9 protein-coding genes are annotated in these 14,832 nt (G+C 34.7%); 3 read left to right on the forward strand and 6 right to left on the reverse strand.

What is annotated here, in order from left to right:
- Positions 1 to 257: 257 nt before the first annotated feature.
- Genes AAGD70_RS03360 through AAGD70_RS03385 form a run of 6 tightly spaced genes read right to left on the reverse strand, consistent with a single transcriptional unit; the run spans position 258 to position 6,263 of the window.
- A complete protein-coding gene (locus AAGD70_RS03360) occupies positions 258 to 2,339 on the reverse strand; it encodes an AAA family ATPase (protein ID WP_082941387.1) in 2,082 nt (693 codons plus the stop codon).
- A 35-nt stretch (positions 2,340 to 2,374) separates the two neighbouring features.
- Positions 2,375 to 3,571, reverse strand: a complete 1,197-nt coding sequence (locus AAGD70_RS03365; protein ID WP_245611004.1) for an AAA family ATPase — start codon at positions 3,569 to 3,571, stop codon at positions 2,375 to 2,377.
- Entirely contained in the window at positions 3,556 to 4,047 is a 492-nt protein-coding gene (locus AAGD70_RS03370; RefSeq protein ID WP_065095312.1) for a hypothetical protein, read from the reverse strand. Before AAGD70_RS03370 ends, AAGD70_RS03365 begins: the two co-directional genes overlap by 16 nt.
- A 32-nt stretch (positions 4,048 to 4,079) precedes the next feature.
- Complete coding sequence (locus AAGD70_RS03375) at positions 4,080 to 4,886, reverse strand: AAA family ATPase (RefSeq protein ID WP_065095313.1); 807 nt, start codon at positions 4,884 to 4,886, stop codon at positions 4,080 to 4,082.
- 23 nt (positions 4,887 to 4,909) lie between these two features.
- Positions 4,910 to 5,722: an ATP-binding protein gene (locus tag AAGD70_RS03380; RefSeq protein ID WP_065095314.1), complete on the reverse strand. Its 813-nt coding sequence runs from the start codon at positions 5,720 to 5,722 to the stop codon at positions 4,910 to 4,912.
- Between the two features lie 52 nt (positions 5,723 to 5,774).
- Entirely contained in the window at positions 5,775 to 6,263 is a 489-nt protein-coding gene (locus tag AAGD70_RS03385) for a sigma-70 family RNA polymerase sigma factor (protein ID WP_065095315.1), read from the reverse strand.
- Between the two features lie 251 nt (positions 6,264 to 6,514).
- Here AAGD70_RS03385 and AAGD70_RS03390 point away from each other — a divergent pair, with 251 nt between their 5' ends.
- From AAGD70_RS03390 to AAGD70_RS03400, 3 genes are read left to right on the forward strand one after another with little or no spacing between them, the layout of a single operon-like run.
- Positions 6,515 to 7,198, forward strand: coding sequence for a hypothetical protein (locus tag AAGD70_RS03390; protein ID WP_065095316.1), 684 nt, complete (start codon positions 6,515 to 6,517; stop codon positions 7,196 to 7,198).
- 21 nt (positions 7,199 to 7,219) lie between these two features.
- Entirely contained in the window at positions 7,220 to 7,516 is a 297-nt protein-coding gene (locus tag AAGD70_RS03395; protein ID WP_065095317.1) for a hypothetical protein, read from the forward strand.
- Positions 7,517 to 7,533: 17 nt separating this feature from the next.
- Positions 7,534 to 14,832 (forward strand): neuraminidase-like domain-containing protein, encoded by a 7,299-nt coding sequence (locus AAGD70_RS03400; RefSeq protein ID WP_065095318.1) that lies wholly within the window; start codon positions 7,534 to 7,536, stop codon positions 14,830 to 14,832.

Below are 14,832 nucleotides of genomic sequence, written 5' to 3' on the forward strand. Positions count from 1 at the left end.
TTTTTAAAAGGCTTGCCAGACATGTTTATATCTGTTCTATAATTATCTTTTTAGCATTTGTATTTACTTTGCTATTTTGTTGAATGGGTATTTACTTCCAAAAAATTTTTGTTTCAGACCCCTAATTCGTTTGCTATCTATAAAGAGGCTATTTGCTTCTTTAGCTTTCCTATAGATGTTATCTATAATGAAGATTGAGTAACATTATATTTTCATTATACTAATAATAATTAACATTGTATATTATCTTTCCCATATTATTTCTCAGAGTTATGTAAGACCCATACATCCCTATTTTCCACAGGTAGAGTCGCTCCATTGTTTGGTACAAGATAGTAATCTGGTTTTACCAATACATACTGATTTTCAGCAATTTTTAGCTCCATGTCTTTTACACATAGGTAACCATGCTTCGATCTTGTGTTTGATAATCCATATTCATCACACTTCTTGAAAAATTTTATATGACCTATCATTGCAAGATTACTAATTCTTTCACGAATGCTACGATCACTACCAAGTCCGAACTTTCCTTCAAAACACTTTGCAAAGCTAGCTGCAGTATATACTTCTCCTCTATACGCTTCATTAGAGATTAACTCTAAAATTATATCACATCTTCTTAGACGTTCTAAATCCAATTTAGTATTATAGCTAGACCTTACTATTCTTTCTGAATTTAATGTATCATCAGATTGTACAAACGCACCGTTATGCCAATAAAATGAAATCTTTTCTTCGTTAGATGCAGAATAATTTGACTTCTTACGGCAAAGTACTCGTTCATTACCAGAAGCATCAGCTTTATCTGGCTTTGACAAGTACCAACGAGATCTTACTGTATTATTCCACGCAGTTGAACCACCTGTACCTGTTTTACGTATTATTCCTGAATCAGAAGGATGAGCACATAATAATACAGCTCCTTTTATTACTTTCACTATTTTTCCACAACAACTTTGAATAAATTGTCTCACATGAGAGCGATTGTTTTCATTGCCACCAAATAAGTCTGCTGCTGTATCTAAAACTACTAGCTTTGGTTGAAACAATTTAATATCTTCAAGTAATTCTTCAAAGCAATGAGTTAATTTACCTATATCTTTGTTATCAAATATCATGAGTAGATTATCTTTCCACACTCTCGATAAAAAGCCAATATTATCATGAAAGTCACAGGATTCCATATCTAACTGATATAATCTATTTATAGCACACTGTCTTCGCCACAGCTCTTCTGTATCATCTTCACAAAATACACCATATGTCTTCATCTGCTCAATTTCCATTCCCAACCAAGATTTACCTGTGCTCGCTGCTGTCATTAGTTGTTGAGCAAGTAGAGACTTTCCCATACCACCATCACCGTAGAGAGCCGTAACACTTCCAATAGGAAGCCAATCTTTAACAATCCATTCTCTTTCTGGAGCAATATTAGCCCAAGCTCTGGTATCTATTCTCAACGATTTTTTTGAAGGAGCCTTTTTTGTACTAAGGATGAACTCTTTAACATTTACACCTTCTTTCACGCAATCAGCAGCGTCCCAACCCTTTGGTTTATCTTTAGGTATTTCCAAAATGCAAAGTTCTTCAACTCCAAGACAAGTAAGTTTCATAGCAGATTTTTCAGCGTATTTCTTACCTGCTTCATCATTATCTGGCCATATAATAATGTGTTTACCTTTAAGTGGAGTCCAATCTGTTTTTTCAATAGGTGCATTTGCTCCAGACATTGCTGTTGTTGCAGTTATTCCTTTCTCTATCAGCGCTTCTGCACATTTTTCTCCTTCAACAAGAATAACTTTATCGGACTTCAAAATACCTGGAATATTATAGAGTGGCCTTATCTTCGGTGCACCAAAGTCGGACTTTTTTATATCAAAAGGAAGATATCGCTTCCCATTATCATCATCGTAACGATAGATTCTAACAATAGCTTGGCCGTTTTCACCGTAATAATCCCAATATGCAGTTGGACTACTTGAAGTTTTGAAATGACCAAGCCACTCAGCTATAGAAGCCATTACTTCAGGAAACTCTATTCTTGTACTTTTTCTATTTACTCCCGCCCAAAGGTCGATAATGTCACCACCTTCTCCTGTTGCAAAATCATGCCATAGGCCAGCTTCACTACCACTTAATTCTACTACTAGACTCTTTCCTTTATCACCTTGTACATTGCCTACATAAAACTTATCACCACGAAAAGTTCCTCTTGGTAATAGATATGAAAGGCATGATCTGATATTTAACAGAAGCTGAGCTTTAAGTTGTTCTTTTTCTACTAACGGTGCATTTTTTCGTGGAGCTGCAGTATTAAAATCACAATAGATACCCATAAAATCTCCAATATATTTAAAGTTTAGAAATTTGGTTAAGCTGTGGCTATCCAGCGTCCGTTAACCATGTTTATGAATTTTGTTGGTATTGGTTTGCCGTTTTTAAGTTCGTACATCAATTGCAGAGTATTCCTTTCTGGCCTAAATATCATTACTCCAGATGTATATAAACTTCTTAAAACATTAGCACCACTCAATGCTTGAAATGGATTCTTTTTTAACGTGGTTGTTGACACTTTTTTTGTGTAATGTGTAACTATTACTCCAGCCGTAGGATTAGTTATAGAGCGTAGTTCATCAATACTATTTTGCAGAAAAGAGATCATACTCCTATAATCAAAAACAGAGTCTATTACTATAAGATCAACTGTTTTTACATCGAGATTTTCCGACATAATTTCCTTTATTTTTTCCACATTCAAAGTTAACTGTACTTTTTTAGTAATAACTAAGTTTTCTGTTCCTTCATCAAGGATTTTCTTGCTGATTCTTAGCTTCTGTAAGCGCTCTCTTATGTAATCATATTCCATTTCATTCTGTAGATAGAATATCTTAAGTGGCTTTGCAGGCTTCATACCAAGAAATGATACTCCAGCAGCTAAATGTACTAACATGGAAAGTAGAAAATTACTTTTTCCTATTTTTGGAGTTCCACCTATGACCAAAAGACCACTTGGAGTTAGAATTCTTGGGCCTATTATATCTTTTGGCATTGGTGATTTATCATTCAAGTAATGCCTTGCTGAAAACGATGTAATTTTATGTTTTGTTGTGTTTTCTTTAGTATTTAACCACTTCTTAGCGGAATTTATATCACCTTTCACTAAAGTCCAAAGATCAATGATATCACCACTAATTCCTTTAGTAAAATTATGCCAATTTCCAGCTTCTTTACCCACTATTTTAACTGTAATCATATCCCCGTCACAGTTGCCAACATAAGTCCTCTCTCGATAAAAATTACCGTTTGGAATTAGGTAAGGTACACACTCCTTAATATTATCAATCAATAATCCTTTTATTTCCTTTCTCTGCATAAAACCCCCATACATACTTTTCATACGTTTAGAGCTGAGATTAGCTAGCTCACAAACAGTTTCAAAAGACTCTGAATCAAACCATTTAATTGCTTCTTTCTTTAGCTCTAGATTTTTTCCTGCTGCATCTTTGATAGCTCTCTCAATTACAGCAATCCAGAGCTTCTCTTCGTCGTACTTCAAAATGGCAACCAATCAACTTCAGATTGTTCTGGAGTAATAACCGTAGCAATCTTGTTCTTTTCTCCATACCGATCAGCTTCAATGCCAACTTTTGCAGTAAACTCTACCCCGTTAAAGTCAGCTATAGAGTTGACTTTTCTAGCAATAGCTGCTTTTTCTGAAGTGTCATTTGAATGAATGTTCCGTGCTGACTCCAAAATACTTCTAAGCATAGAACGACCAGATTCTCCCCAAGTATCTTCTCCTTCAACTCTTGCTTTGCCACTTTTAATACCAATTACTTGAAAAATCTTGCGTTTTGCATATGGACCTTCAGTGACAGTAAATTCAACGTTTAAATAGATGCTGCCAGTAGTGTAGCTTTTCGTGAACCAATTTTCATAACCTCCTGGTTTAATTGCCATTTTTACCTTGACTATTGTACCTTTTGGTATTAAATTACTCTGTAATTTTGCAGTATTAAAATCAGTTAAAAAATCTGTTAGCATATTGTTCCCTATAAATTAAGTAAAAAAAAGAATCAACTCCATTGGTCTACAAGTTTCCAACGACCATTTATCTTATCGACAAGCTTGCTTGCCACACGTTCACCATTTCGCAGCTCAAACACTATTTGACGGGTAGTGCTTTCTTCATCATGAGCAAACATCACCATGCCAGTGCTATAAAATCCACGTAAAGATCCAGCACCGCTTAGGCCTTGAAATGGATCTTCTTCCAGCATCTTTTTGGATAGTTTTTTTGTGTGGTGGGTAAGGATTATACCTGCATCTGGATTAATAATGTTCCTCAGTCTTTCAAGCGTTTTTTGCAAAAAGAATAGCATAGCGCTGTTGTCATTTTCATTACCATATTCACTTGAGTTAAAAATGTTACGAAGAGGATCAATTGCAATAATATCAGGTTTGAAACGCTCTTTAACGGTGCTTTTGATCTCATCTATTTCTTCACTGCTGAAAGATAATTGCACTCTTGGCGTGATAATTAAGTTATTGGCAGCTATATCCAAAAGTTCTTGGTCGAATGTCAGTTGCTGTAAACGCTCTTTCATGTATTCATACTCAATTTCAGTTTGCATGTAGAAAATTTTCATAGGACGACTAGGAGTCATACTGAGAAATGAAACTCCGGCAGCCATGTGAATCAACCAGGAAATAAGAAAATCACTCTTGCCAATCTTAGGTGGGCCACCCAGTACCAATAGACCTCTTTTAGTTAGAATCCTTGGTGCGATTATATCTTCTGGTATTGGCGATTGATCATTCAAATATTCTTTCACACTGAAAAAGGGAATTTTTTGACCGATATTGAAAAAGCTTTGTTCCATAATAATTATTCTCCAATTTTTAATTAAGCAATAGGAGCCAAAGTTTTGGCTTTAATTTTCGCAAGTAATTTACCCAAATGTGGTTCTTCAACCATATTCAGGCAGCCACTTCGATCTTTAGCTGGGTATCCCCAAGTATTAATAGTCTGACAGATAAATGAACGTACTTCTGTGCCATTATCTTTCTTAATTCCAACCATGCTGATTACCTCATCAACAATACCTGGAATCTCACTAGCAGTTTTAGCTCCTTCACATTGAGGTAGCCAAGTTGGACGATTGCAGTCATCGAGATATTGACCTAATGTGCCAACTATGATGATGTCTTTATCTCTGATATGTTGAAACTGATTGAGCCAAGCCATCATCTCTTGAGCAAGTAACCCATAAGCAGCTCTTTTGTCTTCTTTTCCCGATCTATCAGAAAAACACTCAGGTTGCATCCTTGCCCATAAAAGACATAAACGTGAAGCAACGGTTATACTATCTACAAAGATGCATCGGTATTTAGAAGTCTCAGAAAGAAGATCTTTATACTTGCCAGATACATGTTCATGGTGTTTTTGACTGTATGCTTGGTCAGATTTCAGCGCAGGGTTTGGACCACCAATTAGGCAGGCAATATCCCGAGCTTGATTCCAAGTACGAACACTAATTGAATCTCCCTGCCAATCTTGAACAGCAAGCAGACCTGCTTCAAAGTCAAGACATAGTGTTGGTTCACTTATAGTCTTTAAGAGGCTGGTTTTACCAATACCGTAAGGACCAAAAATTACTACTTTTATGCCTGTAGTTGTTTTCAATCTTTCATTATTGTTTAAAATTTTAAAAGTCATTTATTCACCTCAATGGTATATGTTATATATTCAGGAAAGGTAGAATTTATGTTCAATTTTTCTTTTTGCTCTTGTAGTAGATGGAAGAGAGTTTTATACGTATTTTTCTTACCATAGTATTTAAAGTAGTTCTTGATATGTTGTTCATCTTAGCAACTTCATATAAGTTAAAGTACTTGAGTTGTTCGCATATCTTTTGCATCTTTCTTGGTAGCGTTGAAATCATGTAATCTACATCAGTACGTTTTGCTACTTCATCTTCAAAAGCTTCTGTTTTCTCAATATTGACGTAGTTATTAATGTTGCGTTTAATACATAGTTGTTTCTCCAATAAGTTATTGGCACGACGTTCAGTTAATCTTGCTACAAAAGTGTTAAAGCTACCTTTACTTTCATCATATCTATCAAGATAAGTCCAAATTTCACAGAAAAGTTCTTGCTCAAGATCTTCATGAGTTTCATGAGCAAAGCATTCAAAAAGTTTTAATCTCTTAGCTTGATACCGTATATTTTGAACAACTATGGCAGTTTTTAGTTTCATAACTTTTCCCTAAAACAATTAATGCTTTAAGGATGAGAACTTATAGGTGCACTTTGTAGGACAGGAGCAAAAATAAATAATACAGATGCAATTTTTAACCTATTGATATTCTATTGTTTTTTTTCGAGAATAATACAGTTCGATTTTTAAATAATACTGCAACAAAAAATTAGGCAAAAATTCATTTTTTTTGGACAAAAATTTTCCAAATCCTGAATATATATTATATAAGCCTTTCAAACTCATCACAGGTGTCAATTCTTACACAATCAGGAAGAGCAGCAATAGCAGCCAGCATAAAAGAGCAAGTTATACATCTTGCTTGGGGAACAGGTGATTCAAGCTCTGGAAGTAGCCATCAGGTCGAAAAAGTTTTTGTTGAGGGTGAAATAGCTCTAGATCACCACACTATTAAAGATGTAAGGGTTTTTACAGGACAAACAACTTATCAGTCAAGTATAGATTATATAGTTGATAGCAGTAGTGGTGTAATAAAACGTACGGAAAATAGCTCTATCAGGGCAAATAGTGCAGTTACTGTAGAATATAGTGAAAGCACACCACCAGAGCTGATAACTTCTGAAAAACTGCTCAATGAGCTTGGCAGACGTACTGCGAACGAAGTGCTCTTCTGCACAGGTGATGAGAATGGAGAGCTTGTTACTCCCTCCGGAAGGTTTAGGCCCTCAAATGTACCAACTAATAATCTCTATCTTAAATTTACTTTCGATTTCACGGACGCAGCAAATCAAGTTATCAGGGAACTTGGGGTTATGGTTGGTACTAAAGTAAAAAAAGGATTACCTACAGGACAGAGATATTTTGAGCCAAAAGACATTGAAGATTCAGGAATTTTGTTGGTACTTGAACATACGGTACCACTTATTCGAACTGCAGCAACTCGGGAAACTTTTTCCTTTGTTGTCACATTTTAAAAAACTTAAAGGGAGAAAAAAATGATAAATGATGCTATTGTCCGTCTTCAGAAGATGGGACTTGATGATTTAACTGCAAAGCAGCTGCTTAGTTTTAAAGATAATGAAAACTTCTTATACGACTCAGCATTTAAAATTACCGACTTATTCGAAGATAGATTTGTCGAAGCGGTAAAAGATATATTTTTAGAAAGCACAGCACGGGATATCTATCAAAAAGCTGTGGCCAGGAAAAAGTTTATCTCAATTTACATGGCAAACGCTAGGAACATCTCTGAGCCTCATTATCGAGCTCAACGTTGTTGTAACATACATTAAAATTTACAGGAGAAAAAATGCAAATACCAAAAATCTTTAATACCGACGATTACAATCAATGTGAAAGTTGCCAATCGGTACTTAGTCCTGCAGCTTATCTGGTTAAATTATTGGAAATAGTTGATAAATATGAGCAGCCACCTAAATTACTTAAAAAACGTCGTCCTGATCTCTACGATATTAAACTCGATTGTGACAATACCAACAAGGAAAAGCTATATCTTGAAATTGTCAATGAAATAATGGAGAAAAATCTAAAACTTACGCTTAAAGAAGATGATGTCCTATGTAAGCTTGCAACTGCCAAATATCCTTTTAATCTTCCAGCAAATTTTCCGCTAATGAGTATACGTGCTTACCTTAAGAAGCATAAGACAAGCTTAGCAGAGATATATAAAATACTGATTGAAAATGCTGACACTGATGCAGAATTTTTGAGTCTTTCTCCGGAGGAATATGAAGTAATTACGTCTGATAATGAAACAGAAGCTTATTTAAAAGAGGTATATGGAATAAAAGATGGAAAAATAGATCAATTGAAAAATGTTGATAAATTCATTGCACAAACAGGTATAGAGCATGATAAGCTTCAACCATTACTTGATAGCTATAAAGGTGCAAAAAAACTTACTATTACAGAACAAACTATAAATAATCTTGATAATCAAGCACTGAGCTTTCTACATCGCTTCATTCGTTTAGCAAACAAACTTAATTGGTCATTTGCTGAATTAACTCAAGCACTAAATGGGAGTAAAATTGATCAGAAAAAAATAGCAAAGATTAAAAATCTACAAGAAAGATTTAAGCAACCTTTAGCTAAGATATTTGCATTGTATGCTGATAGTTTACCAGAGAGTGTATCAAGTAAAATTGACAGTCTACCAGAATTTAAAGCACTTTTAAGTCAAAAAAGCCTCAAAGATCTAGCTGCTACAGCAAGTAATTATAGCGCATTGCAAAATATTTTAGAAGTAAACAGTAATGAATTAACTGCTTTGATTAACTACCACAATGATCAAGAGGTATTCGGAGAAAAAATTTTAAAAGTATATAAACAAGTTCTGCTTGCAAGATTAGTAAACATACCAATAGCAGAGCTCTTATTACAATTAAGCGTAGAAGGAATAAATCTGGAAAATGTGGTTGAATTTAATGATTGGCTCACAAAACATGCAATTACGACAGAGCAAATACGCAGATTGATTGATCCTGCTTCAAGTAAGCAACTTGCGAAACAATTATATGAATCAACAAAAGAAGTAAAAGATTCGCAGAGTTTCTATAACGAAGTATATAAGTGTGTAGGCAACATTCAACCTGAAATACTCGATGCTATTTATGCATTTACTGTTGATCCCAATAAACCACAGTCATTTTCAGACAAAGGATTTTTAGAAAAGCTCATTCATAACATAGATGTATTTACAACGCTAAAGTTTGAAGTAGAGGGTATTACAAGTTACAAAAGTGTCTATGGAGTAGAGGGAAAATGGTCAATTGAGCAGATTCGGACTCTGTTAAACTATAAAACACTTAAAGCATCATATTCTACACTACCTGAATACATTAACTGGTTATTTGGCAATGACTACAGCAGTGATAAAGTAACGGAGAAAATGGTTCAGCTTACTGGTTGGAGTAAAGATACACTCGAAGCTATTAAAAAAGTCGAAATATTTAAGCAATGTTTTGGCAAGCAAGATTCGGTGAATTCTTTAATGAAGATTAAGTCTCTCATGGATATAGCTGAAATCAATGTCAAAGTTCTACTGAAGCTTCAGGATTTATACAATTTAAAAGCAAGTGAAGGATGGAAAAAATATACCGATACTGAAAAAGATTTAGAACTGATCACTGAAAAAGACGAAGGATATTTAGCAAGAGAAAAGCGAGATATTCTAGCAAGGTACATGATACATACTAATCCAGGTCTGAAAAACATGAGAGATCTTTATGGATTTTTGTTGATCGATGTTGAAATGAGTGAATGTTCAAAGATTTCGCCGATTAAAGCAGCACTAAATAGTGTTCAGCTATACATTCATCGCGCTATGATGAAGATAGAAAAAGATAAAGATAAGGATGTGGAGATTAAAGGCCTGACGGAAGAAGAATGGAAATGGCTGTCCAGTTATCGTGAATGGGAAGCAAGCAATAAGATAAAATTATATCCAGAAAACTACTTAAATCCAACATTACGTAAAATTGTTACTCCAGAGTATAAGAAACTACAAAACACGCTCATGCAAGGAAATATCACCGACGAAGGAGTAAGTGATGCATACATGAAGTATTTTGAAGATTTTGAACAAGTAACTAGTTTAAAAATAGTTGATAGTTGTTATGAAAAAGTAGAAGGAAAAAACACACTGTACGTTATTGGCAGAACTCTTGCGCAACCATACGATTATTATTACCGCGCAGCAGTATTTGATCAGAAAAATCAAAATATACTTTACTGGACTGCGTGGGAGAAAATAGAGGCATCGATTCCAGTTGAAACAATAACCCCAATACATGCATTCAACAGATTATTTATATTTTGGGTGCAACAAATTGAAAAAAGTGAAAATAACGAAAAAAGAATCGATGCAACGATTAATTACATATTTCAAAAACCAAGTGGCAGTTGGACAGCACCACAGAAGCTTGCAAGTGATATTAAAATAGATCCAGTTGATGAAGCAAAAAAATTATACTGGAAGAAAGTGGCAGCTTTTTACCTTCAAGAAGAGAACGGAAAAGAAAAACGGATAGTAATTGTTATCGGCAAAACAAAGTTTGATAGTGTAAGTTTATCTAATCTATTTACTCTTGATGAAGATTTAGTTGCTAGTAAGAATCAGAAAGGAAAGTTTATTAATAATCTTCCTTATAAATATCGTATTATCGACCTAAACAAAAGTTTCCTTAATCGAAAGAGTATAACGATTACAGGAGTTGGCAATAAGGTCATTTTTTTTGGTGGCAGGAGTGGCAATTATCCAAATTATCAATACTTTTCACAAGTAAATGTTTACGATGATAACACAGGAAATTGGACAACTCATACTTCTAGCGAAGCACGATATCAACCAACAGTAGGAATAGTAAGCAACAAAGCTATTTTCTTTGGGGGTACTACAAATAATCGGTTCTCAAAGGAGCTATTTTCCTCAAAAATAGATATTTATGACAGTGAAACAGGAAGCTGGACTACTCATACTGCTAGTGAAGGACGGTGGGATGTAGCAGTGGCAGTAGTAAATCACAAAGCCGTTTTCTTTGGAGGTAAGAAGATTAATGGTGAATGCTCAGCACGAATAGATATTTATGACGATGAAACAAGAAGTTGGACAACATGCACTACTAGTGAAGCAAGAATGAGTGTAACAGTAGCGGTAGTAGGAAAGAAAGCTATTTTTTTCGCAGGAAATAAAGGTTATGATAGTAGTAATCATGTAATATGTTCTTCGCAAGTAGATATCTATGATAGTGAAACAGGAAGTTGGACTACTCATACTGCTAGTGAAGGAAGGTATAGTGCAAGAGTAGGTGTAGTCGGCAAAAAAGCTATTTTTTTTGTAGATATAAAAACTATAGGTAATTCTTCAAAAATAGATATTTATGACAGTGAAACAGGAAGTTGGACTACTCACACCACTAGTGAAGCACGGGAATGGATATCGGTAGCAGTAGTAGATAAGAGAGCTATTTTCTTTGGAGGTTACGAATCCTCACAGATAGATATTTATGATGATGAAACTGGAGAATGGACAGTACATGCTGCTAGTGAAGCGAGGGCTTTTGCAGCAGTAGCAGTAATTGGCAAAAAGGCTATTTTCCTTGGAGGAAATAAAGGTTTGAGAAATGGTAATTTTATATACTCTTCGCAGGTAGATATCTATAATGACGATGAAGTTGATGAAAATAAAAAATGGACTTCACACACCTTAAGTGGAGAACTAGGTAAAGACAAAGTTGCAGTAGTTGGCGATAACGTTATTTTCTTTCGTAGCAAATTAGATGGTAAGTATTGTGAAAAAGTATATGTTTACAACAATGAGGCTGATTATTGGACAACCATAACTTCAAATATTAAAAGCGATGCCTGCTCTATCATTCGAGGTGATAAAGTATCATTTTTCGGTACTGATGAAAATAATAACGTATTCAAACAAGAAATACAAATAAGCATTTCATACCCTTCTTATGATGTAATTAACCGTGATGATAAACTTCATTTAGGGAAAACTAAAAATATCTTTGAAACTAACGTTACTAATAAAAAGGATAATGCTGAACTTCTACATAAAGATGATGATAAAAAGTGGTTAACATTGCTAAGTAATTTTAAAAAGTCCTTATCCCAGCAAGTAATCAATAAACCTGGTTGGTTCATCGTTGAAGGTAACCTCGAGCGTGAAAATATTCGTGAGTCTTTCTTGCTTTTACCTAAAGATTACGATCTACCTGCAATTAGTGAGAAATCAACTTACAAGATAAACAAAAGTGAAAATAAGCTTGAGTTTGAATATGATGGTAAAAGCCAAAAATCTAACTTTCAAGATATAAAATTCTCTTTTACGAGGTTAAACATCACCGGCAATGTTCGCCATTTACGTCAAAAAGCTTATGCTGGTGGGCCAAAAAGTATTTTAACTCTAAAGTCACAGAAAATAGAACAACTTCCATTTTCAAGATTTAATCCAACAGATAGTATCTCTCATCGTCCAAGTGATACTTTGGACTTCAGTGGCGCTTATGGCCTTTATCTATGGGAAATATTTTTCCATATTCCAATGCTGGTTGCTTGGCACTTGCACAAAGAACAGGACTTTGCTACAGCAAGGAAATGGTATCAATATATCTTTAACCCTACCAATAATAATAAAGAATGGCAGTTTTTGCCTTTTGAAAAGCATAACAGTGATAATATCGTTGAGTCGATAAATGATACTCAAACTGCTGAAGAACTGGCAATTGATCCATTTGACCCATACACCATTGCAAAACAACGTACCACTGCATTTGAAAAGTATATCATCATCTCCTACATAGATAACCTCATTGATTGGGGAGATATGCTCTTTGCTAAGGGATCTTGGGAAGCATTAAATCAAGCTACGATGCTGTATATCAGAGCTTGGGATTTACTTGGCCCAAAACCTATTAAAAAAGGAAATTTTTCAGTTCAACCTCAATCCTTCAGTGAATTAAAAGACCATGATTTATTGAAAATGGAAACAGAACTACCAGCTGGTTCACAACTCGCAGTTCAATCTGATGAAGCTCATGATCTTATCAAATACAGCAATTACTTCTGCACACCTGAAAATAAGAGCTTTATTGGTCTATGGGATAAAGTTGAAGATCGCTTATATAAAATAAGACATTGTTTAGATGTTAGAGGAAAAAAAGCAGTATTACCTTTATTTCAACCACCACTTAATCCTAAGCAATTAGCAGCAGCAACTGGCAGTTATTCTCTAGCACTACCAGAGGTGAAGCTAATACCACATTATCGCTTCAGTAAAATGGTAAGTTATGCAAAATCGATAGTTGAAACGGTGATAGAATTTGGCTCAGAATTACTTGATGTTCTGGAAAAGAGAGACGCTGAGTCACTGACTATTCTTTACAACAAACAAGAAGGAATAATCAGTAATTTAATCTCATCGGTTAAAGAAAAGACCATAGAAGCCTTAAAGAAAGAAAAAGATGCACTGAGTGCAAGTTTAAATAATGCTGAGGAGCGTGAATCGCATTATGAAAGTTTAATCAATGCTGGACGTTCATACCATGAAGTGAAAGGAATCTTATCATATTCTGAAGCAACTTCAACAAGACTTGGAGCTTGTGGTATATTTGGAGCTGCAGCATTAGCACATTGGATACCTACAGTATTTGGTTTTTCTTTTGGTGGTGCTAAACCTGGCTTTTCTACACAAACAGGAGCAGATTTTCTGACTACTCTAGCAGATATTAAGAAAGAAGGTGCAGAATTATCCAATATCATAGCAAGTTATCAAAGACGTGCTGAAGATTGGGATCTACAGAAAAAATTAGCTGCCTGTGATGTGAAGCAGATCAACCACACAATAGAGGCAAATCAAATTAATCAAACCATTGCTGAGCAAGAATTAAAAGTACATAAAGAGTCAATCAAGCAAAACCAGGAAAAAAGGGAATTCTTTGAAAGTAAGTTTACAAGTAAAGAGCTCTATGACTGGATGAAAGGGCAAATAGCAATAATATATTTCCAAGCTTATAAGATGGCTTTAGAGATGGTAAAACAGGTGGAAAAAACTTATCAGTATGAGTTGAATAACGATAGAGTATTTGTTACAGCAAGCTCTTGGAACAGCTTAAAAGAAGGATTACTTGCAGGTCATAGCTTGAAGTTTGCTCTTGAGCAAATGGCCAAAGAGTATCTTGATAATAATGAAAGAGCTCTGGAGATTACTAAAACAATACCTCTAAGTCCTATTGCAATCAATGAGTTAAAAACTCAAGGAAGCTGTAAGTTTGCATTAACAGAAAAAATGTTTGATCTTGATTTTCCAGGTCATTATTGTCGTAAGATTAAAAGTATAAGAATTACTATTAAAGCAGAAGTTGCTCCTTATCAGGATATTCATGCTACATTGCAACAAACAGCCAACAGAGTAGTACTGAAACCTGAGATTGAGGCAATAAGGTCATTACTCGATGAAAATAATGAACTCAGTGATAATCAATCATTAAGAGTAAACTGTAATACAAATCAGCAGATAGCAATATCAAAAGGAAACCAAGAAGATAGTGGATTATTCGAATTAAACTTCAATGATGAACGTTATCTACCATTTGAAGGTACAGGGGCGGTATCTGATTGGATTTTAGAGCTACAAAATACTGAAAAAGTTTCTGATGTGATTATACATCTTGATTATACTGCATTTAACGGAGGAAAAGAGTTAAGTAACAAAGTAAAAGCTCTGCCGAAGCTAAAATACTATTATGACATGTTGGCAGTGAAGTTAAGTGAGGTAGATCAAGAAAAGTGGCAAAGATTTAAACAATCAGGAGAGTTTAAGTTTAAACCTTCTTTTTCGACTCGAATTAAAAATCCAGAAATTGATTTAAGTTATAACGGTGTTTATCTCGTACCAAAAATAGCAGATGGGAGTGAGGTAAATATAAAACTGGGTAATAATGTTTGGGATAAGGATACTCATAAAGTAACTGTAACTGAGCTGGAGAATGATTGGGTCATTAAAGCAACTAATGCGAATAAAATAGAGGAGATTACGGTGATAATCCCTTATAAGGCTGAAGTCAATTGGAAGTAA

Source organism: Wolbachia endosymbiont (group A) of Nomada flava (genome assembly GCF_964027055.1).
Taxonomy (GTDB): Bacteria; Pseudomonadota; Alphaproteobacteria; order Rickettsiales; family Anaplasmataceae; genus Wolbachia; species Wolbachia pipientis.